General features: G+C 56.4%; 17 protein-coding genes and 6 pseudogenes. 15 read left to right on the top strand and 8 right to left on the bottom strand.

Translation table 11 applies throughout. The features are described from left to right. Positions 1–120 precede the first annotated feature (120 nt). The 8 genes and pseudogenes from AC1ME2_RS16935 (at position 121) to AC1ME2_RS16900 (ending at position 7,886) form a co-directional block, all read left to right on the top strand. A complete protein-coding gene (locus tag AC1ME2_RS16935; RefSeq protein WP_480435436.1) occupies positions 121–1,515 on the top strand; it encodes an ethanolamine ammonia-lyase subunit EutB in 1,395 nt (464 codons plus the stop codon). An 11-nt stretch (positions 1,516–1,526) separates the two neighbouring features. Then, the gene (gene eutC / locus AC1ME2_RS16930) at positions 1,527–2,360 is read left to right on the top strand and encodes an ethanolamine ammonia-lyase subunit EutC (RefSeq protein WP_480435435.1); all 834 of its coding nucleotides are present in this window, start codon (positions 1,527–1,529) and stop codon (positions 2,358–2,360) included. A gap of 104 nt (positions 2,361–2,464) precedes the next feature. Continuing rightward, the gene (locus AC1ME2_RS16925) at positions 2,465–2,923 is read left to right on the top strand and encodes a GNAT family N-acetyltransferase (RefSeq protein WP_480435434.1); all 459 of its coding nucleotides are present in this window, start codon (positions 2,465–2,467) and stop codon (positions 2,921–2,923) included. Between the two features lie 245 nt (positions 2,924–3,168). Further along, positions 3,169–3,816 (top strand): DedA family protein, encoded by a 648-nt coding sequence (locus AC1ME2_RS16920; RefSeq protein WP_480435433.1) that lies wholly within the window; start codon positions 3,169–3,171, stop codon positions 3,814–3,816. Between the two features lie 6 nt (positions 3,817–3,822). Then, entirely contained in the window at positions 3,823–4,635 is an 813-nt protein-coding gene (locus AC1ME2_RS16915; RefSeq protein ID WP_480435432.1) for a M90 family metallopeptidase, read from the top strand. A 114-nt stretch (positions 4,636–4,749) separates the two neighbouring features. After that, positions 4,750–5,277, top strand: a complete 528-nt coding sequence (gene ppa, locus AC1ME2_RS16910) for an inorganic diphosphatase (RefSeq protein ID WP_480435431.1) — start codon at positions 4,750–4,752, stop codon at positions 5,275–5,277. 238 nt (positions 5,278–5,515) lie between these two features. Next, positions 5,516–6,241 (top strand): LexA family transcriptional regulator, encoded by a 726-nt coding sequence (locus AC1ME2_RS16905; RefSeq protein ID WP_480435430.1) that lies wholly within the window; start codon positions 5,516–5,518, stop codon positions 6,239–6,241. Positions 6,242–6,676: 435 nt separating this feature from the next. Further along, positions 6,677–7,886, top strand: a pseudogene (locus AC1ME2_RS16900) (tyrosine-type recombinase/integrase). A gap of 411 nt (positions 7,887–8,297) precedes the next feature. Here the strand turns inward: AC1ME2_RS16900 and AC1ME2_RS16895 are convergent. Further along, the gene (locus AC1ME2_RS16895) at positions 8,298–10,268 is read right to left on the bottom strand and encodes an acyltransferase family protein (protein WP_480435429.1); all 1,971 of its coding nucleotides are present in this window, start codon (positions 10,266–10,268) and stop codon (positions 8,298–8,300) included. Positions 10,269–10,522: 254 nt separating this feature from the next. On the opposite strand from AC1ME2_RS16895, the gene AC1ME2_RS16890 reads away from it, so the two are divergent. Continuing rightward, a complete protein-coding gene (locus AC1ME2_RS16890) occupies positions 10,523–10,882 on the top strand; it encodes a hypothetical protein (protein WP_480435428.1) in 360 nt (119 codons plus the stop codon). 45 nt (positions 10,883–10,927) lie between these two features. Beyond that, the gene (locus AC1ME2_RS16885; RefSeq protein ID WP_480435427.1) at positions 10,928–11,068 is read left to right on the top strand and encodes a hypothetical protein; all 141 of its coding nucleotides are present in this window, start codon (positions 10,928–10,930) and stop codon (positions 11,066–11,068) included. A 126-nt stretch (positions 11,069–11,194) separates the two neighbouring features. Here the strand turns inward: AC1ME2_RS16885 and pvdP are convergent, their stop codons facing one another. Both pvdP and AC1ME2_RS16875 read right to left on the bottom strand, forming a co-directional pair. Continuing rightward, positions 11,195–12,841 (bottom strand): pyoverdine maturation tyrosinase PvdP, encoded by a 1,647-nt coding sequence (gene pvdP, locus AC1ME2_RS16880; protein WP_480435426.1) that lies wholly within the window; start codon positions 12,839–12,841, stop codon positions 11,195–11,197. Positions 12,842–12,941: 100 nt separating this feature from the next. Further along, positions 12,942–13,124 (bottom strand): annotated as a pseudogene (locus AC1ME2_RS16875) (hypothetical protein); the annotation flags it as partial. A 5-nt stretch (positions 13,125–13,129) separates the two neighbouring features. On the opposite strand from AC1ME2_RS16875, the pseudogene istA reads away from it, so the two are divergent. Together istA and AC1ME2_RS16865 are read left to right on the top strand one after the other, a co-directional pair. Beyond that, a pseudogene (gene istA, locus AC1ME2_RS16870) lies at positions 13,130–13,723 on the top strand (IS21 family transposase); the annotation flags it as partial. Between the two features lies 1 nt (position 13,724). Further along, positions 13,725–14,084 (top strand): annotated as a pseudogene (locus tag AC1ME2_RS16865) (IS66 family transposase); the annotation flags it as partial. A gap of 83 nt (positions 14,085–14,167) precedes the next feature. Here AC1ME2_RS16865 and AC1ME2_RS16860 read toward each other — a convergent pair. The 3 genes and pseudogenes from AC1ME2_RS16860 to AC1ME2_RS16850 all read right to left on the bottom strand — a co-directional run bounded on the left by AC1ME2_RS16860 (position 14,168) and on the right by AC1ME2_RS16850 (position 17,082). Further along, on the bottom strand, positions 14,168–14,914 hold the full coding sequence (locus AC1ME2_RS16860) for a tyrosine-type recombinase/integrase (protein ID WP_480435425.1): 747 nt from the start codon (positions 14,912–14,914) through the stop codon (positions 14,168–14,170). Next, the gene (locus AC1ME2_RS16855; protein ID WP_480435424.1) at positions 14,911–15,843 is read right to left on the bottom strand and encodes a tyrosine-type recombinase/integrase; all 933 of its coding nucleotides are present in this window, start codon (positions 15,841–15,843) and stop codon (positions 14,911–14,913) included. The genes AC1ME2_RS16860 and AC1ME2_RS16855 overlap by 4 nt, the downstream gene beginning before the upstream one ends. After that, a pseudogene (locus AC1ME2_RS16850) lies at positions 15,840–17,082 on the bottom strand (tyrosine-type recombinase/integrase). The gene AC1ME2_RS16855 and the pseudogene AC1ME2_RS16850 overlap by 4 nt, the downstream one beginning before the upstream one ends. Positions 17,083–17,261: 179 nt before the next feature. Here AC1ME2_RS16850 and AC1ME2_RS16845 point away from each other — a divergent pair. Beyond that, positions 17,262–17,453, top strand: a pseudogene (locus tag AC1ME2_RS16845) (transposase domain-containing protein); the annotation flags it as partial. Between the two features lie 475 nt (positions 17,454–17,928). On the opposite strand, the gene AC1ME2_RS16840 reads toward AC1ME2_RS16845, so the two are convergent. Next, positions 17,929–19,266: a type II toxin-antitoxin system HipA family toxin gene (locus tag AC1ME2_RS16840; RefSeq protein ID WP_480435423.1), complete on the bottom strand. Its 1,338-nt coding sequence runs from the start codon at positions 19,264–19,266 to the stop codon at positions 17,929–17,931. Continuing rightward, positions 19,263–19,529 carry a helix-turn-helix transcriptional regulator gene (locus AC1ME2_RS16835; protein ID WP_480435422.1) on the bottom strand — a complete coding sequence of 89 codons (267 nt, stop codon included), beginning with the start codon at positions 19,527–19,529 and terminating at the stop codon, positions 19,263–19,265. Before AC1ME2_RS16835 ends, AC1ME2_RS16840 begins: the two co-directional genes overlap by 4 nt. 726 nt (positions 19,530–20,255) lie before the next feature. Here AC1ME2_RS16835 and AC1ME2_RS16830 point away from each other — a divergent pair. Together AC1ME2_RS16830 and AC1ME2_RS16825 are read left to right on the top strand one after the other, a co-directional pair. After that, the gene (locus AC1ME2_RS16830) at positions 20,256–20,441 is read left to right on the top strand and encodes a hypothetical protein (protein WP_480435421.1); all 186 of its coding nucleotides are present in this window, start codon (positions 20,256–20,258) and stop codon (positions 20,439–20,441) included. 267 nt (positions 20,442–20,708) lie between these two features. Next, a complete protein-coding gene (locus tag AC1ME2_RS16825; RefSeq protein ID WP_480435420.1) occupies positions 20,709–21,530 on the top strand; it encodes a class I SAM-dependent methyltransferase in 822 nt (273 codons plus the stop codon). Positions 21,531–21,618 lie beyond the last annotated feature (88 nt).

Raw genomic sequence — 21,618 nt, 5'->3', positions numbered from 1 at the left:
GCGAAGAACGATGACGCGGTCATGCTGATAGACCGCGTCATGCTATTCGCAGGGGAACGCGCAGTTGCAAGCCTGCTCTCACAGGTTCAGAGCATTCATAGAATAAGGAGGACTCCGTCCATGGCTGCTTTTGCCCATACAGTCGGCGCCCAGACCCACCGTTTCAGCAGCCTCAAAGACGTCATGGCCAAGGCCAGCCCCGCGCGCTCAGGCGATTTTCTCGCGGGTGTTGCGGCGCTCAATGACGGCGAGCGCGTGGCCGCGCAGATGGCGCTGGCCGATATCCCACTCAAGCACTTCCTTGAAGAAGCCCTGATCCCTTATGAAGACGATGAAGTCACCCGACTGATCATCGATACCCACGACAAACAAGCATTTGCCGTCGTCAGCCACCTCACGGTCGGCGGTCTGCGCGATTGGCTGCTCAGTGATCAGGCCGATGAAGACAGCCTGCGCGCCCTCGCCCCCGGCCTGACCCCGGAAATGGCGGCGGCTGTGTCGAAGATCATGCGTGTACAGGATTTGGTGCTGGTGGCGCAGAAAATTCGGGTGGTCACCCGTTTTCGCGGCACGATGGGGCTGCGCGGACGTCTGTCGACGCGACTGCAACCCAATCACCCCACTGACGAACCGGCCGGGATCGCCGCGAGCATCCTCGACGGTCTGCTGTACGGCAATGGCGACGCCATGATTGGCATCAACCCGGCCACCGACAGCACGTCATCGATCTGCACCCTCCTGGAAATGCTCGACGCGATCATCCAGCGCTACGACATCCCGACCCAAGCCTGTGTGCTGACCCATGTCACGACCTCGATCGAGGTGATCAATCGCGGTGTGCCGCTGGACCTGGTGTTTCAATCCATCGCCGGCACCGAAGCGGCCAACGCCAGTTTTGGCATCAATCTGAATGTCCTGCAGGAGGGTTATGACGCCGGTCTGAGCCTCAAACGCGGGACCCTCGGGCACAACCTGATGTATTTCGAAACCGGCCAAGGTAGCGCCTTATCGGCCAACGCCCACCACGGCATCGATCAGCAGACCTGCGAAACCCGCGCCTATGCCGTGGCACGACACTTCAAGCCGTTTCTGGTGAACACCGTGGTCGGCTTTATCGGCCCCGAATACCTGTACAACGGTAAGCAGATCATCCGCGCAGGTCTTGAAGACCACTTCTGCGGCAAGCTGCTCGGCGTGCCGATGGGCTGCGATATCTGCTACACCAACCATGCCGAAGCCGATCAGGACGACATGGACACCCTGCTGACATTGCTGGGGGTGGCCGGGATCAACTTCATCATGGGCATCCCCGGCTCCGATGACATCATGCTCAATTACCAGACCACCTCGTTTCACGATGCCCTGTATGCGCGGCAGACCCTGGGCCTGAGGCCCGCCCCGGAATTCGAGGTTTGGCTGGCAAAAATGGGCATTTTTACCCAGACCGATGGCCGCGTGCGTTTCGGCGACAGCCTGCCGCCAGCCTTCCGCCACGCCCTGGCACATTTAGGATGAGTGAGCTGACCATGGCCCAGAAGCCCGTTTTGCCTATCGACAGCCAGAACCCGTGGCTAGAACTGCGCCGTCTCACACCGGCACGAATCGCCCTCGGGCGCACCGGCACCAGCCTGCCGACAAGCGCGCAGCTGGATTTCCAGTACGCACACGCCCAGGCCCGCGATGCGGTGCACCTGCCCTTCGACCACGCCGGGCTCAGCGCACAAATGGCCGAACGTGGGCGCGATACTTTATTGCTGCACAGCGCGGCGCTGGACCGTAACAGCTATCTACAACGTCCTGATCTGGGCCGGCGCTTAAACGAAGAATCCGCTCAGCAATTGCGCGACTATGCCCTGGCCCACCCCGGCGGCGTCGATCTGGCAGTGGTGATCGCCGACGGCTTGTCGTCGCTGGCCGTCCATCGACATGCCCTGCCGTTTCTGACGCGGATGGAAGAACAAACCACAACCGAGGGCTGGTCAATATCGCCGGTCATTCTGGTGGAGCAAGGCCGGGTTGCGGTGGCCGACGAAATCGGCGAGCTGCTCGGGGCGAAGATGGTGGTCATCCTGATCGGCGAGCGCCCCGGTCTCAGCTCACCGGACAGCCTGGGCCTGTATTTCACCTATGGCCCGAAAGTCGGCCTGACCGATGCTTATCGCAATTGCATCTCCAATGTCCGCTTAGAGGGTTTGAGCTACGGCATGGCCGCGCATCGCCTGCTTTACTTAATGCGTGAAGCCTGTAGGCGACAGCTCTCAGGGGTCAACTTGAAAGACGAAGCCCAGCTTCATACCCTGGAGTCGGAGGCACCAGCCACTGTAAACAGCAATTTCCTGCTGGCGACGCCCAAAGACTGAGTGTCATTGGATTGCGCTTTCTAAAGGCAATAGGCAGCATCGATAGCGACTGGTAGAGCAACCCGTTCACTGCCATCCCCTATTGTGAAGTTGAGGACCAACGTATGCGGATCATTCAAGCCACCCTGGAGCACCTTGACCTGTTGAGCCCGCTGTTCGTCAAATACCGCGAGTTTTACGGCGAACTGCCTTTTCCTGACTCATCCCGCGCCTTTCTGGAAAAGCGCCTGCGTCGCAAAGAATCAGTGATTTACCTGGCTCTGCACGATGACGACGACAGCAAACTGCTTGGCTTCTGCCAGCTCTACCCGAGTTTTTCGTCGCTGTCGCTCAAGCGCGTATGGATTCTTAACGACATTTACGTCGCCGAAGAAGCCCGTCGCCAGTTGGTCGCCGACCACTTGATCCAAAAAGCAAAAAAAATGGCCAAGGAAACCCACGCGGTGCGCATGCGCGTTTCCACCAGCAGCAACAATAAAGTGGCGCAGAAAGTCTACGAATCCATCGGCTTTAAAGAAGACACGCAGTTCAAGAACTACGTGTTGCCGATCAGCGAGGAGTGATGCAAGCCCATTCGCCGACAAATAATCGCCCATTCATCCTGCGGGCGATTGCCTACGAAGAAACGGAAGTGGCCTGACTGGCTAACGCCCGATCACCCCGCGCGCATAAAAAACATTCTATTGACATACTTCGCGACAAACTGACGGAGCACGGCAGGGCTTCCACCCTATAATGCAGCCGTTATCGCTTCTGCCCTTTCTTCAGCACACGACCCAGAATCAGGTCATCTACACAGGTGCCGCACATGGATTTCAACCCGATCGACATTATTCTGCATCTCGATGTTTACCTCGACATGCTCGTGGCCAACTATGGCCTCTGGATCTACGCGATCCTGTTTCTCGTCATATTCTGCGAAACAGGGTTAGTGGTAATGCCGTTCCTGCCCGGCGACTCGTTACTGTTCATCGCTGGCGCGGTTGCAGCTGGCGGCGGCATGGACCCAGTCCTGCTCGGCGGCCTGCTGATGCTGGCGGCGATTCTCGGCGACAGCACCAACTACTTGATCGGCCGAACAGCGGGCGAAAAACTGTTCAGTAATCCGAATTCAAAAATCTTCCGACGCGACTACCTGCAACAAACCCATGATTTTTATGATCGCCACGGCGGTAAAACCGTGACGCTGGCGCGCTTTCTGCCCATCATCCGCACCTTCGCCCCCTTTGTAGCAGGCGTGGGGAAGATGCCATACCCGCGGTTTTTCTGCTTCAGCGTACTGGGCACTGTTGCTTGGGTCGGTGGGCTGGTCACGCTGGGTTACTTCTTCGGCAACGTACCCTTTATCAAAAAGAACCTGTCGTTGTTAGTGGTCGCAATCATTCTGGTATCGTTGCTGCCGATGTTCATCAGCCTGGTGCGTGGACGCTTGTCCCGTTCAGCCAGCATACGCTGACGCTTGATGTGGTCACTTAGCGCATGGCACAGGAACCGGATTCTCGAACAGCATCCTGTGGATCAAAACGTATGGGATCGCGTCCGGCAACGGCTGGCGATTCTCGACGGGTTAACTGCTGAAGAGGATCAGCGCCTGCGCGAACGCAGCGTACTGTTCCTCCAGGACAAGCACTTGACCGCCCTGCCGGGTGTCGAACTGGACGACGAGCAACGTCTGTTTCTCGCCGCTCAGGCGCAATTGCCGCTGCTAAATCTTGGCGAGTTGAACTGGTATCACGGTTTTCATGAGCTGGTGCTGTACCCGGATGACTTCATCAGCCCGCAACGCCATCGCGACAGCAGCGGCGTCGAGCATGAGTGGAACGGCAAACACAGCGGCGAGGCCTGGTCCCAGGGGCCAGTGATCCTGGCTTGGCCGGGGGTGTTGTCCAGCGGCGGTTGGCACGCTTACAACCTGGTCATTCATGAACTGGCGCATAAGCTAGACATGCTCGATGGCTCGGCCAATGGGGTGCCCCCACTGCACAGCGACATGCGCAGCAGCGACTGGGCCAGCGTCATGCAGTCCGCTTACGACGACCTCAACCACCAACTTGACCAGCATCCACACGCCAAACCTCACATCGACCCGTACGCAGCGGAAAACCCCGCCGAGTTCTTCGCCGTCACCAGCGAATACTTCTTCAGCGCACCGGACCTGTTGAGCACTGCCTATCCAGCCGTCTACGAACAGATGAAGGCCTTCTACCGACAAGACCCACTGGCACGTTTGCGGCAACTTCGCCATGACCATGCCGCCTACAAGACCCACTACTAAGGTCTAGGGCCTATCGCCATACGTGGCAACGGCCATTGAATATGCCTATAATCGGGCCCACTTTTTGGTCGCTACGGCCAAAGCCTGACTGGTTAACTACGGGGGCAACGCCCAATGAGCTATAGCAAGATTCCGGCTGGTAAAGACCTGCCGAACGACATCTACGTCGCGATCGAAATTCCGGCCAACCACGCGCCGATCAAATACGAAATCGACAAAGAAACCGATTGCCTGTTCGTTGACCGTTTCATGGCCACCCCCATGTTCTACCCGGCCAACTACGGTTTTATCCCTAACACCCTGGCTGACGACGGCGACCCCCTCGACGTGCTGGTCGTGACCCCTTACCCGGTCGCGCCAGGCTCCGTGATCCGCGCCCGTCCGGTCGGCATCCTGCACATGACCGACGACGGCGGCGGCGATGCCAAAGTCATCGCAGTCCCGCACGACAAGCTGTCCCAGCTGTACGTTGATATCAAAGAATACACCGACCTGCCCCCACTGCTGCTTGAGCAAATCAAGCACTTTTTCCAGCACTACAAAGATCTCGAAAAAGGCAAATGGGTGAAAATCGAAGGTTGGGGCGATGCTGAAGCCGCCCGCACTGAAATTATGAAGTCGGTTGCTGCCTACAAGGGCTGATCGACGACGGTTGCTGCGTCAGTAGCACCGTGAAAGAGCCCCGGTTTTCTTGATGAGAAACCGGGGCTTTTTTTCGTCTCGACGTTTGTTGTTTGCCTGCCACGAAACATCCTCGGAAACCCCCTACACAGCAATGTCACTTCTGTAGTCCGTGCATTCATTACGTGACTTGATGCACCTCTCATTTGAACACCTCGTTTATGTAAACGGCCGCTCGACCTCCGTAAACTCGGTGTTTATGAATACATCAGGTGATCGCTTACGCGCCCTCCTTCGGGAGTGCCATCTCTCCGCCACAGACTTCGCCGCCAATCGCAAGGTGACGCCGCAACATGTGAATAACTGGTTCAAGCGCGGCATACCCATGGCCCGCCTGGTGGAAGTGGCTGAATTATTGACCGTCAACACGCAATGGCTGCGCTCGGGTGATGGACCCAAACACCCCAGCGAAAACAACAAGGACGACAACGACACGTCAGTCGCCAGCCGGGCCGACGTACTCCGGTCGACAGAGGATGTGCGAGTCCCTCTGTTCAAGGAAGTCGAATCCACCCACGGCGCGGGCCGAACCGTCGTCGCCGAAGTCCCCGACCGTAAAATCCGCCTGTCGCTGCACACCCTGCAAGCCATGAACATCGACCCCGCTAACGCGGCCTGTGCCGCGATGATCGGCAACAGCATGGCCGAGAAGATCCAGGACGGCTCGATCATCGGCATAGACCGCGGCACCACACAGGTCATCGACGGCGAAATGTACGCACTCGAACATGACGGCATGCTACGCGTGAAATACCTCTATCGCCTGCCAGCCGGAGCCCTGCGCCTACGCAGCCACAATAACGCCGAATACCCGGACGAGTTTTTTGATGCGGCACAAATTCAGCAACAAAATATTCGGGTCATGGGCTGGGTTTTTTGGTGGTCAACGTTAAACACCCGCCGACGAACGGCATCGTTTCGATAATCGTGCTAAACACCGTGTTCAAGGCAACGCAAATAAGCACCGCCTCGATCGCGCCTCAGGTGCCGAACGAGAATGATCAGCCCAAACGCTGGGCATCAGGTGCTAACCCACGTATGCTACGCGCCTCGTTTTAGACGCCTCGAACGATCCGTTCGCGTCGCCCCCATTCAGTCGCCCCCGTTGCGGGTCGCACATTTTGAAGGCGGTTGCGGTTTACCAAAAATAAACCAAAACCGTCCCCGAGAAGCCGGCCACAAGCCGGCTTTTTAATTGTCCGAAATAAACCTATCCCATCCAAAAACCCACCTTATAGCCTAGCTATTCCGGGCGTTTCAGGCTTGCCCTTGTCCGATGGTGTCCAACGCCATTTGACTTCATCCGACGATGAAGTGGGGGGACAGGTGGGGGGACAAAAGGGACGACAGGGGAAATCCAATGGGTAAGCTGAATCCGAAACAAGTCGAAAACCTGACCGAGCCGGGCACCTATGAAGATGGTGACGGGCTACGGTTGGTCGTCAAACCCACCGGGCGTAAATCCTGGTTACTTCGCTTTCAACTGGCGGGGCGCCGCAGGGAGATGGGTTTAGGCTCCTATCCAGACGTAAGCCTCAAAAACGCACACCGTGAGGCCAGCGCCAAACGTAGCCATTTAACCGACGGAATCGATCCGCTCGCTGCACGCGATATTGAGCGAGCTACCCAACGCGAGGCTCAACGCGCCAGCGAAGCCAAACAACTGAAGTTTGAAACACTGGCCACCGAGTACTGCGAGGCACACGGCGGCACCTGGTCGGAGAAATAGCGTAAGGGTTGGCTGCGTAAACTTGAGCTGTATGCGTTTGCTCATATTGGCAAGCTTTCAGCCGAGGAGATCGGTACTCCGCAAGTGCTCAAAGTGCTGCAACCGATCTGGGCCACTAAAACCAGAACCGCCGACGAGGTACGTGGGCAGATTGAACACATTCTGGACGCCGCCAAGGCACGCAACCTTAGGGAAGGAGAAAACCCGGCCCGCTGGCGTGGACACCTAGACAACCTGTTGAGTCGTGCTGAAAAGAAAAAGGCTCGAAAACGCGAGCACTTTGAAGCCTTGCGCTGGCAAGACCGTACCCACCCTGATGACTAAACTCAGCACAGACAACACGCCAGCGTCCTTCGCCGCTCAACTGCTGATCATGACCAGCGCACGTGCCCACATGGTGAGATTTGCACGTTGGAACGAATTTGATCTAGAAGCCGGAACTTGGTCTTTGCCTGACGAGCGCATGAAAATGCGAGTCGCCTTTGTCGTCCCGCTTGCCGATAAGGTCATACAGCTGGTGCAGAGCATTCCGCAAGCTGAAGGAAGCCCCTATCTATTCCCAGGCCAGGGCAACGCCATCCGCACGCTCCTGCATGACATGGGATACAAACACATCACTCGACACGGCTTTCGTTCTTCATTTCGTGACTGGGCAGGTGAATGCACAAACTACCCACGTGAGGTGTGCGAGATGGCACTCGCGCATGACGAACGCGACCAAACTGAAGGGGCATACTCTCGCTCCGATTTCCTCGACAAGCGTCGTGCGCTCATGACAGATTGGGCGGACTTCATCTGTAAGCCGATGACTGATAACACAAGAGTTACTAACCCAGCTTAAAAACGAAATGACAAAACTCGCAATAGCCGCAGTAGGAGCCGTGACGCTTTGGTCGAGCGCTCAACCTTACGCATTGTTCAATAACTGGACTCCGTGCTATTTGTCTGGACGCTCGAAGCTTGAATTGCATCTGCACTTCAAGAGCGGGGAAAATACGATGGCTACGGGGTGCGCCAACTCGCCAGCTAGATTGGGGGAGCTGCGCTGGTTCACGGCTCTATCAGCCGTGGTGATCTGTAGAAAAGTGCGTCGCGGCATCCAATCACGGATAGCAATAGAACAGAATGAGCTGACCTTTCGCATGAAAACCATTAACGACAACAACCGTAAAGTTCACCCTGCCGCACGGGTCGTCGATGAACTTGGCATCACCCAGAACAATGACGCGCCTGGAATAACCTGCGCTCCTCCTTACAAATTCTTCAGCGGATTACCCAAATTCTTGATGTACTCACTCCCCAGCGCCGCCGCCGCGATGGAGTTAAGGTAGGAGCCGTCGGTGGTGAACAGGATGTTCCCCGCCACGGTCGGCCGGCATTCCTTTGCGCACAACTCATCATTGGGATCAATCAGGACCACGGCAGGAAATTTCTGTTTGATCTTGTACTCGATCCGCTCGGCAAGAGCCTCGGCGGGTTTCAGCGTGACCACTTGCAGGTCTAGATGATGAAGCTTCATCAGCCTGAGTTCATTGACTTTGACCCGACCAATTTCTGCAAAGGGTTGGGCAATGACCACCACTTTCACGCCGGCATCCAACAGTTCCTTGACTGCCTTGAAATAGTACTGATCCATTTGATCCGTCAGGTCTTCACGCTTTGAATTTTGAATGCTGTAACGCTGATTCCAATGGTTGTAGGCGTTCCAGAAATTCGACAGGATCACGATTCTTTGTTTCTTGGCAAATTCGAAGCGGTCGGTCGAGTATTTGATGATCGCTTCAGCCTCCCCCGGAGAGGCTTTGCTCTGGATGTCCACGACAAAGATGCCGGGTATAGAGGGCGTCGAACTCATGGTCGTGTCGTGAATCATGAGGCCTGCATCGACGGCCAGCGCATTGATGAACGGCGCGTACGCGTTTGCGAACGAATCCCCGATCAGCACACCATCGATGGATTTCTTGGAGAGGCCCAGGTGGCATTCGTCTATGTTGCCCACCACCGCGGTTTCCATGCATTTGCTGCGGATGACGTGGGAGCTGTTCTGTTCCAGGAGCTCTGGCACGGCCATGTCGGCATCAGAACGGAAACCGCCACGCGTGACAATCAGCACGGCCATCCCGAGGACGCACATTGAAGGCAGTAGATAGAGTCTGGTAAATACCGTTCTGAATTGTCCGGCTTTGATGGACCGGAAAGGCTTTTCCACGAAGTGATAACTGATGGACGAGGCAGCAAAAGAGCCCGCCAGGAGAAGGCACGTATTGCTCGTCGTTAACGCTATCCCCTGATATGGGGCCAGGATGAGTACAGGCCAATGCCAGAGATACAACGAGTACGAGATTTTCCCTACATAGGTTACAGGCGGCAGGCCGAGCAAACGGGTGACCAAGCTTGGCTTCGTCGTCATCCCGGACGCGATGAGCAGCGCGGTGCCCACACACACAGGCAAGGCATTGATGCCCGGAAAAGTGGACAAGTCATTCAGCATGAAAGCACTGGCAAAAATCAGCACAACCCCGACCAGCGAGCAAGCCGCCGGGTACTTCATCACCCTCGCGACTTTGTCAGACGCAACGGCCAGGTAACTTCCGATGAGCAATTCAAAAAAACGGAACGGCAATAACAGATAGGCGGCATTTTGGTGCAGGCGTGAGTACACCTCTGACAGCGAAAGCGATATCAGAAAAATTATTGCTATCATGAGGGTCGGCGAAACCTTGTGCCTGATCTTGAATAAAATGATGAGGAGGATCGGCCAGACCATATAAAACTGCTCTTCTACCGAAAGGGACCAGGTGTGCAAGAGCGGTTCATAATAGGCCGTTCCTAAGTACTTCGTCCCGAACAAGAAGTAGACATTGCTCACCCCGATCAGGGAATACACCGAGCTTTTGGCAAACGAGACCAGCTCTTCTGCGAACATAAAGTGGCTGCAATAAATAAACAGCCAAAATAGCAGGAACAAGTAGGCAGGCAGTAACCGCTTGATTCTTCGCTCATAAAACCGACGAAACGTGAAATCCCCTGCCTGGATTTCCTTGGCAATAATCGATGTAATCAAGTACCCGGAAATCACGTAAAATATGTCGACGCCGACAAAACCACCCCGTACCGAAAACTTGGCGTGAAACAGCGTAACAAGGATTACGGCAATGGCACGCAGACCATCAATGTCCGGCCGATAGCTTGAAGTATTCCGTACATGTGTGGGTGGCTTCACGAAACAGACTCCTGTGTTATAGCGTTTTTTGTTATGACTTCACATTAATAGCAACGGATGAACGCAAGAGAAATTGAATTTCACTATGTGTCCAGCGTGCGGTACCTGCGGTTTGGCGCCAGATCGCTGGCTGGATCGAGCCTTGGTTCGCCCTTCCCTATCGGGCATTCCCGCAGCAATAAGCACGCCTGCCATCCTGCCTTGTGGATACAATCGTTCCCGAACATGACCCGCTATTTTTGAGGAGCAACTGAATGTTGTTTTTCAGCAAGAAAACCGTGGTGGTGGCCTTGAGCCTGGCGGCCATTTTGGTCAGCATCAATGGTTACACGGCCAATAAGCCCCAGACCAAGCCGGCAACGGCGTCAGTGAAAGTCTCGACACTGGGCGGGAAGTTTTCGTTCAGTCTGCCCAAAGGCTATGTCGCCAGCGCGATGTCCGCCGGGAATGAACTGCTGCAGAGCGTTCACCTGCACGGTGTGCTGCTCATTGATCACGGCGGCGACCGCTTGCCCTGGGCACCTGACGGCGACATCAACAATTTCGCCTCGCTGTCCAACCTGTGCTGGCAAATCCATGTGTATGGCGTTGCCAGCGACACACTCGTCGCATAGTGCGCCCAGCACGATGTACCGCTGTACGTCTTCGAATGGAAGCCCGTGCATGAGGTGGCAGGTCTTGCACGCGACGCGTTCTACCTGCGACCCGATACCTATGTGACGCTCGCTGAAGAGTCCGACAACGCGCAGGTCCCCGACCATTATTTCAGCGATCACAAGATCCAGGTGCGCAAACATTAATGCTGTCATGACCTAAATGGTGGTGCCCAGAGCGGCGTATTGGATACGCTGTGGAAAGAGGCCGGCCTATCACGCTCAGCAGTCGCCAAACAGTTCACATCGCGCTCTGCGAGTGCTGAAGACTACCTATGCTTTTCCGACATGGCTGCGCACCGGCAGATTGCGTGCGAACCAGGGTCGTTTTGGTGCCTTGGCTAGCGCATCTGCGATATGGTCTTTATCGTCGCACGCGATGTTCAGCGCCAGCTTCGCGCTGTCTATATCCATTTCCATTGTGCCCTCGGTCATAGGATCAAGGCTGGCGCCGCATCCGTGTGTCATCGGGCCCAGCCATGGCTCGTCGACTTCCACCCAAGGGCCCGCCGCGAACCATTCGGTACCCCTTAGCGAGCGACGCACAACTTGCCCGGGATGGACGCGTTCGTGAGCATCGAACCAATCCTCGATGCGGTCGTCGATCCAACCGTGGAATCCCCAGAACAACGGGTGTACATGGGATGAAAAAGGGTCCCCGAGGAAGTCGTTTTGTGGCCCGAACCAGCGTTCCGAGAAATCCGCAGGCCCTCGGGCGAGCGGGACTGGAACACTGTCGGCGGGATCACGCGGCACGGTGGCCCAACACATATGCAGCCAATCATGCAAGGTCAACTCCATCTCCGAGCCGAATTGGCCAAGGGTGACACGAGATAAGTACGAGGGATCCCGGAATCGCGACTCCCAAACCTGGAAGTTACTGTAAAAAGCGTCTCGGCTCTTTATCGCCTCCAATCCCTCGGTGTACCCATTGTCATCAGGCGCTACCCAGGTCGGTGGGACGGAGCAGCCGTCATGATTGTCAAAGTAGCGGGCGAAACCGAGCCGGTCCTGTTCCACAGCCGGTTGTGGCAAGGGAAAATGCGTCCAGGCAGGCGGTGCCTGCATGGAGCGAGCAAAACCCAGCATATGCCGGTGCATGAAAAAGAAATCCACGCCCGATCCATTACGATCCATATGCCGACCTCGTGCATGGCGCTCGCTGTCCAAGGGACCCGGTTGCCAGCCAAGGCCTCGTAATGCATTGCGACGCTCTTCGGAAAGCTCGTGCCATTTATCCCGTGAGGCGTGCCAAATCTGATGAGCCAGTCGGTGCTCGGGCTTCATCAGCCAGCTCAGAAATGTAGCATTGAGCGGTATGCGCTCTCGCGCCTCCGGAAACGGACGCTTGCGTGCAATAAAATCGAAAGCTTCTGCTCCAGCTGCAGCCGGTCGATCCAGGCGCTGAAAGCGGCCTTTCAAAATGTCGTTGTCGGCAACTCCGAACTTTGCCCAGATATTTTCGAGCGCGACAGTGACTTGGTAAATGGGCGAATAACGCACCGAATCCCTATCCAGCACTATCCAGTGAATCTGAGTAGCTGACGCATCCACCAGATCACCCATCACCTGATAACGTGGAGGCTGCGACGCGCGCAGGTTTTCTGGCGTGTCGATAAAGCCCCGTAAACTCCGCCCGCGGTCAGCCACGTCGAGAAACATTTCCAGACCTTCCGGCATCAGATCGCTCAAATCGGCAGCGCTACCCATGAATTGCAATTGCCATACACCACGCAGCTGAGAGGCCAGTCGCTGGATATCGACATTGGCCGGCTCGACGCGGGCCTGGGGAGGCGTCCCGTCATGTCTTTCCATGTAGGCTTTGACTTTGTGACTGCCCACATAGGCCACATAGGCCGAGGTAAGCAAAGCCCCGGACATCGCTAACCCCGCTATCATCTTTCGCCGAGATATCTCCATTGCGCCATCTTCCTTGGGAGGCCGATCTACGGTTCAAATTTATTGTAAATTTTCTGATAATGCCAGTTTATTGGCTTTTTTATTTAAAGCGAAAAAAAAGTCAACTATTTGACTTTCTGATTTTGCATATCGCTTTGGCGTGCCTGGGCAAGGCGATAGAAATCACTGCGGCCAACAGGGCGAAAACCGTTGAAACCCACAAACAGGCAACCAGGCCATAGGTCTGAAATATCCAGCCTGAAAGCAGAGTTCCGATCAACCGTCCCATGGCGTTGGACATGTAGGCGGATGCATTTTCGCGACAAGCTGTCGCTGCATCAGATAGCCAAGCGTACGGGGCTGTCGCGCAATACCATCCGGAAATGGGTCAAAGCGCCCGAAGCAACCCAGCCGGTGTACCAGCGGCGCACACCCTTCAACAAACTCAGTCCTTTCCACTAGACGCTGGAGTAGGCGCTCAAGGCCGATTCGTTTAGGGCAAAGCAAAAACGCAGGAGCGCCAAAGCACTTTTGGCGTTGATCAAGGCCGAGGGTTACGACAGCGGCTACAGCCAGCTCACGGCCTTCATACGCTCGTGGCGCGGTGAGCAAGGTAAATCTCTACGTTCCTTTATACCGTTGACGTTCGCACCTAGTGAGGCCTTTCAGTTCGACTAGAGCGAAGAAGGCTTGCTGATTGGCGGCCTGTTTCGACGTACCCAGGTCTCCCACATGAAGCTGTGCGCCAGTCGCGCGTTTAGGTTGGTCGCATACCCCAGCCAAGGGCACGAAACGTTGTTCGATGCCCATACTCGCTGGTTTGGCGCGCTAGGTGGGGTGCCACGTCGTGGCATCTACGACAACATGAAGACCGCTGTCGACAAGGGTAAAGGCCGGACGGTCATGCATGGCCCATGCGCGACGCAAGTTTTTCGAGCTACACGCGACCAACAAGAGCCAGCTTGCCGAGCAGGCCTTGCGCTACATCCGGCTGCTGTACGAAATCGAACGCGACGTCCGTGACCTGGAACCAGATTTACGCCGCCGAATACGCCAAGAAAAAGCCGTGCCGGTGATGGACGCCTTGCATGCCTAGATGGTCGCCCAGCGCCAACTTGTGCATGATGGCTCGGCCATTAGCAAAATTCTGAATTACAGCCTGAAACGCTGGACGGCGCTTTCGCGCTATCTCGATGATGGGGTCGTACCCATTGAAAATAATTGGGCGGAGAACCAGATCCGGCCGTGGGGGTTAGGTCGCAATTATCCGCAGTCAGAAATTATGTCGGGTATGCGGCGGTGGTGGCAGCGCGCCTGGTTGCCCACCACTGCCGACTTTGCATAATTTCAGAGCCTTTCCAGAAACTTCAGCAGGGCGTCAGTCAGACGACAGCGCGTCATCGGCAGTCCGCGTCGGCTGGGTACGAGGGGCTGCTCCGCCCGCAAACCAACGTACTGCAGCCAGTGACGGATCTCGACGGCCGTTTCCTTCCACAGCGGCACGGTTCGCTGCTTACGCCCCTTGCCGTGCAGGCACACCGAGGGCGTGGCTTCCAACGTCACGTCAGCCACGCGGATGCCGATCAACTCGGAGACGCGAGCCCCCGTGTTGTAGAGCAGCGCGATCAGGATACGATCGCGCCGGCCACACCATGTATTGGCATCGGGCGCGGCGAGCAGTGCCTGAACCTCGTCGCGAGAGAGGAATCCGAGCAGTGGTTTGTCGAACCGCTTCATCGGGATGGCCAAGATTTGCTGGGCCAACTGCAGAGCTGGCGGGCATTGCAAGGCCACGTAATTGGCAAAGGCTCGCACGGCTGCCAAGCGCGCGTTACGGCTACGCACCGAGTTGTGGCGCTCGGCTTCAAGATGGGCCAGGAAGTCGAGCACCAATGTCGCATCGAAGTCGTTCAATGTCAGCTTGGCGGGCGGTTTGCCCCTCTCGCTTTCGGCATAACGCAGCAGCAGACGGAACGTGTCACGGTAAGCGGTCACCGTTCTCGGGCTGACGTTCTTTTGTTGAATGAGGCGCTCGGCAAAGAAGCGCTGGAGCAATGCAGAAAATTCGGCAGAATCGGCCAGCAAGGGGTTCATTGCGATGCTCCCAGTGCATAACGGTGGAAGCGCTCAGCCGCAATCGTCATCAGTTCCGGCACACCGGTGAAGTACCAGTAGGTGTCACTTACCTTGGCATGCCCCACGTACGTCGATAGCGCCAGTACGGCGTGCTCGCAATCAATGCCCTGCTCATAGAAACGCAGCATACTGCCCACGATAAAGGTGTGTCTCAGATCGTGCAGACGGTGATGTGCATGGTCACCGCGCGGCTGCCAGTCGAGTTTCCGGCACAGCGCCTGCAGTGAGTACAGCATTGCGCGCTGATTGACCGGGAGGCCATCATCGCGCAAGAAGAACTGTGCGCAGGCGGGCTGAGGCACGAGTTGGTCGCGCCGCGAGGCATATGCGCGCAGCTGCTCGGTTACGCTCGGATGTAGTGGCACCAGACGACGTTTATGGAACTTGGCCTCCTGGACGTTGAGTACACCGACCTCAAAGTCGACGTCGGCACGGGTAAGCGCAAGCGCTTCGGCGATACGCAGCCCACTCGCGGCCAGCAATCCAAATACAGTCCGGCAGGTTACGGCGCGCAGCCCGTTGATTGGAATGAGATCATAGGTAGCCTTGAGGAGCGCAACCAGCTCCGCAGCCGTGTAGATGTGGGGAGTTAGCCGCCGGTGAGCAGAGCCGAAGAGACCGCGTGGCGGAATCTCGGTGGCCGGATTGAGACGCAGGCAGAAGCGAGCGAAACCACGTAGAACCTCAATGCGGCGCGCCCAGGTGAGTGGGTTTGGACGCTGCGAAGAGCGGGCCCATGCGACGGCAAGCGCCACCGTGCTGATCTTGTTAGCGAAACGGGCGAATGATCTGAGCTGCGTATCATCGATCGTCAGCTTGAATCCGAGGCCGCGCCGATGCGCCAAATACGCCTCGACGTGTGACATCCAGGAGATCGGCGTCTTCATGAGCGACTCCCAGGCCAGGGCAGTGCGACGGCGCGCAAACCTTCCAGGTCGACCCGGGCGTAGGCGCTTGCCGTGTCGATGCTTCGGTGGCGCAGCAGGTCGGCGATTTCCTTGACCGACGCCCCGGCGCGCTGCAGACGGGTTGCCATGGTACGACGCAGGACATGAGTATTGCAGAACTGATCACGCAAGCCGCAGCGGACAAAGGCGCGATTCATGGCGTTGCGGATGGCTGCCACGCTGAGCGGTGTGTCGGCGGGCGCACGGTGGCGCACGAACAAGTTGCGGTCGGTCGTCTGCGGTCGTCCGTGTCGCAGATAGCGGGCGATCGCCTCGTGGGAGGGGCAATTGCTGTACGCGTTTGCTCTTGCTTGTGTCGAGCGTAAGCGTGCCGTTGCGCCAGTCGACCGACTTCAGTGTCAGGTGGGCCACTTCATCGCCACGCAAGCCAAGGTCAAGCAGGCAGCGTGCAATGGCGTAGTCACGCAGTTCGACTGGATTTGAGCAATCGAACGCCTTGAGAAACGCCTCCAGTTGGGCGTCCGAAAGTGCCTTGGGCAAGGTGGCATGCCGCCAGTCCGCGACCCTCGGGAGCGTCGCCGAGAGTGCGTCCGTCGACTCCCCCAGCAAGGCACGGTAACGAAAATAGCTACGAAAATTGTTGCACACCACCCGCAGCGATGCCGGTCGCAAGCGCGGGATTAATGTAGCCAGAAACGTATCAATCTGGGCGCCAGACAATGGTGATAGGACGAGCGGTTCGGCTCCGGAGCAGTAAGCGAGAAGTGCCCTGACATCTTTGCATCGACGAGCATTCGTTTGGGGTGCCACGCCGCAGATGTTCTGAAAATAATCGCCAAACCGGCCAAGTTCGGCAGTGATCGGATCATCTCCGGGTGATTTCACTGGACGTTGGTGTGCCAATAGCTTCAGCAAATACCGGAGTGCCGCCCGGGTATCGGCCACACCAGAATGCAACGACATAGAACAGGTGCAGGCAGGTAAATGCTCGCGTACGAAGCGCTCGGTGAGCGCTGCATCGATGCTCTCCAGACGCAGCGTTTCGGCCTCCATCCAATGGCCGAAGTGGGCCAGAGCATGCAGATAGAGGCGGATCGTGGACTTAGCGTAGCGCTGGGTAAGCAGGCCTTCGACGTAAGGGGGGACGGTGGCGCCGAGCGGGCTGTTATTGAATTCTTGGCGGCAAGAAAGTCTCGCCAGGTATTGATCCGCAGGCATGGTGTACTCCTGTAGAGGGGGAGGTGTTCTATAGGAAACCACCGAAAATTATGGCGTGCCCGAAACGCGCCAGGAAACCCGGAAAGCAGGCGGGCTATGCGATCACGAAACCGGGTACGGGCGAACTGAGCATAATTTTCGACTGCGGATAATTGCGGTTATGCCAAGCTTGGCATAATCGCAAGAACTGGTTGTTCGCTGGATCACTGCGCAGCGGCAAACGGGCGGCTGCGATCATGAGTTTGATCCAGTCAGCGCGGCTCAACGGGCATGATCCGTATGCCTATTTGAAGGACGTCCTCACGCGCCTGCCGACGCAGCGCGCGAGTGAGATTTTCGAGTTGCTGCCGCATAGGTGGCAACCGGTTTAGTTGCGCAAGACGGGATGCCCGGACGCATACCTTCAATAGTCAGGGTCTCCTCGACAATTTTTTCCGATGACGGCTCAATGCAAAAACGTGAAGAAAAACCCGCTAAAAAGTTTCGGACTTCTGCAGGAAAAATCAGGAAAAATCAGGAAAAAGTGGAGAAACAAATGGGGCAACTTAAGGATTTATAAAAAACGATAACTTGTGTATTTTTTCAAATACTTATATTGATAAAAAGCTAACCACAAGCCGGCTTTTTAATGCCTGCGGCAAAACTATTTTCATTTACGAGAAACCGCGACGGTCTTGCTAAAGCACTCACGCGCCCGCTCGGCAGGTGCTAAAAAATTGAGGGGATGGTGCCCGGGCGGAGCTTGCGTATGCCAGATGGCAGAATTAATTGCCGAGGAGAGTTCTGCAGTACAACCCCCTGCATCGGTATCGGGTTAGCACATGCTTCCCCGATACCTGGTTTCCGTCATCGCTTTCTCGGCGCCAACAACTCAGAACGACCGATCTGCTCCCGAGTCTTTTCTGGCGTTCGAAGGCCTGAGAAACCCGCCTCGGTGATGGCGGTATCCAGCCCCCGAAAGTGCGGGGCCGCTCTTGGGCTGCGTAGCGTCTCCATCCCCTCGTTCCAGGCATGCACCATGTGTTTGGCCACATCGCGCCAAGCGGGCTCGTTCTTTGCGGCTTCGATCACTTCTTTGCCCACGGCGACAGCAGACTCGCATAGCTGCTCGACCATCGCAAGGTACTGGCGCGGGGCGATACCTAAGCGGCCATTAAAAAAGGTCTCGAGCGTACGCCCCGGCGCCCAGATTTGCCGACCACCGACGGACAAAGCTGGCGGATTCGCAGCGAAACGAGGATAGGCCTGAGTGGTCACCAAGTCATAGACCGGCGTAAACCCTACGTCCGCTCGCGAGGTGTAATACAACGCAATATTTTTGGCATGGCAGTCGGCGTTACGTACCACGTAGTTCGCCAAAATATGCCAACCGAAGTGCTCACGTTGCTCGCGCAGGCGCTCTCCAGGTATGTAGGCCCGCGTGGCGTTCCATACTCGTTCCGTGGTGGTCGCGTATTTCTCGTGGGGCGGCAAGCCCAAAAGTCCGCATGCATCCTCCAGCCCAAAGCACGGCAGGCCGTTTTCATCGACATCAAAACGATCCACCACCAGAACTCGGCCATCCTCTGACATGCGGCATGTGGCTACGGGCACGACCTGTAACCGCTCCAGCACACGCAGGGTGTAAAACTCGTTGAAGCCCAGGTAAGGCGTAGTGTCGTCCGAGCCTTTAATGATGTGAAAACCGGTGCGCAGCGTGGGCTTACCCAATGGCAAAGCGTCATGCGCAACATCCTGTGCGATGAACTTGGGCACAACGCCAGAGATAGCCGCACGTGCGTAACGGCGCACCAGCGTCGCAAAATGCTCGGTCGTGTTTTCAGCGGTCAGCAGATGGCCTATTTCCAACGGCTCCATTTCGATGCCCGGCATGACGCCTTCAGGCGTAACCGTCACTCGGCCAATTCCCGCGCCGCCAATTACGGCTAACAGTGATAAGTCGGTGCCATCAAGCAGCGCACCAAACTCTTCGCGGATGACCCCAAGCAAATACCCCTCAGGCAGGTTCTGCCGAAAAAACGGGAAAAGGTCGCGAGGCCAGCGCCAGGGGGCCTCACGAACCGGTAATGCCAAGCTGACAAAATCCTCCGCAGCTGTACCGGGAAGGTATTTCAAGACGTACTCATCACGCTCTCGGTAGAGCTTGGCGACCGTTTTTCCGCTGACATGGACGTCTAGAATCATGAATCAAAAGCTCCGGAACGCTGCTCGGCGAGGATGTCCTCGACCGTACGTTCATGACCGGCCTTTACCAGCTTTAAGTCATACCCAACCGCTTCCAATAAACGGACAAGGGCCGAGACGCTCATATCACCTTTAGCCATGGTTTCCATACGCGCTACCGTCGAACGTGATACGCCGGCACGGCTGGCTAAGGCATCCTGACTCAAGCGAGCCTCACCTCGCGCCTGCTTCAGCATTTCGGACACATCGAACAGGGTGGTCATTTGTAGCCCTCGAGCATCAAAAATCTATATTCTGTCGATTAATGTAGCCCCAGAGACACAGCTTCGCAAGATTCGTTTGTCTCTTCACTCAATCTTAGCCACGGGTTGATTCAGTATTTTTTTGTAGCTCACGAGCATCAAAATTAGTTTATCGGTTCAAATTTGTAGCTCACAAGCATCAACTCGTGTGCTTCCAATGAACGGATGCCATAACGTCATCAACCGGTTCTTCTACCCAGAGACAGTTACATTTCAGCAGTCACGAGTTGGAGCGCCCTACCGCTTCAAATGGATACCGCAAGCCTGCTCCTAGCCCAGTGCCTTCACAGGACCTACCGAAGCCAATGTAAACCTTGCTGGGATAGGCGGTAGTTGATATTCCCCAGCAGTCACGTCACACGCATTCTTGATCACACAGCTACCAGAGGTTTACACCTCGCGTATTTCCCGCGCCAACTTGATGTATATGCGCGCCGTTGCCGGGGCCTAGCCCCCGGTGTCGGGATGGTTGTCGCGTCAGCTGTGCTTTTATGCGGCTATTTTCAGTGTCGGCAACTCCCTTTCCGGATTGAGTGTGACAGCACGGATGGGCTACCAATTCTGCATGGCGCGCGCAGATGTTCACAGGAGTGGGGCCGCTGGCTATTTTTGCAGCGTCTCCCTCATGCTTCTGAAAAGTCAGCCGATGGCATTAGCTCAAATTGGTATTTCCTTGAGGGAATCAAAATGACATCTGCAATTGGTAGCTCGACTAGCGTACACGTGCCTCTTACCGCACAGATCAAACCACAGCAGGCACAAGCAAAACCGGTCGACAGTGATGGCGACCATGACGGCAGCAAGCCAGGCGAAGTGGAGCAGGCCAAGGCTACCTCAGGTAGTGTTGGTACGATTATTAACACCAAGGCTTAATCGATGATCTGAATTGGCCCGATGCCTCTGCCTGCTCGTTCAACCGCCTCAATAGCGGGCACGTTGAACAACAGGCGGGGCTGATTCACTCCCTCATTAGCCTTTTGGTGATGCGACATAGGTCACTGTAGTGGCCAACTGATCCCGATCCCAATGAGTACAAACACGATGACCAGCGTCGAACCCGTTCAATCCGATATGTAGTCCGAGTGGCTCCTGCATCGCCGCCACGCCGACGATGCTGACTACGATCTCGCGACCCGTTCAATGGTCGATCGCTACGCCGATCGCGTACTCGACGGCGCCAGACTGGCGTCGGGCATGACGCTCGTCGACGTGGGGACCGGCGAAGGTCTCGTTGCATTCCGCGCCATCGAACGCATTGGCCCATCGCTTGGCGTTACCCTCACGGACATCTCAGGCCCCATGCTCCGTTACGCCGAGTCGATTGCGATCCAGCGCGACGTTCGGCAGCAATGCTCTTTTCTGCAATGCAGCGTTGATAAGCTCGATGACATCGGCGATGCATCCGTCGACGCGGTCACAACTCGCTCTGTTCTCGCCTACGTTTTGGACAAGCAGGCTGCTATACGTGAGATTCACCGCGTTCTCAAACCCGGTGGCCGTATCTCGATTGCCGAGCCAATATTTCAGGATGAGGCGTTCAGCACCCGAGCGCTGAAGCAACTTGTCGATGCGCAAGAGTCGTCGTCGGCAGACAAGTTCCTGCCGCTTCTGCATCGGTGGAAGGCTGCACAGTTTCCCGATACGGAAGAGAAAGCCGCCAATAGTCCCATCGCTAACTATTCTGAACGCGATTTGCTTAACTTCCTACACGGCGCGGGCTTCGGCGAGATCCATTTGGAGCTCCACATTGATGTTTTTCCTACGGTCGTGAAGAGCTGGGATGCCTTCATCGGAAGCTCGCCACACCCCTGGGCACCGTCCCTCAGCGTCATCTTCGCGGAACAGTTCACGTCAGAAGAACAGCAACTCTTCGAGAAGGTCATGCGCCCGACCGTTGAAGCCGGTCAAGCCATAACCATCGATCGCATGGCCTACCTCAGCGCCACAAAGCTGCCCGTGTAATAACGATTCGACAGCTCCACACACTCACTGCTATAGGGCGATCATCTGAGAATCGCCCGTTTTTTTCCGCATAGAGACGGAGGAAAAC

Source organism: Pseudomonas sp. ASL9, assembly GCF_056680335.1.
The sequence above is the reverse complement of the archived record's forward strand: the minus strand, read 5'-3'. Positions and strand labels throughout refer to the sequence as shown.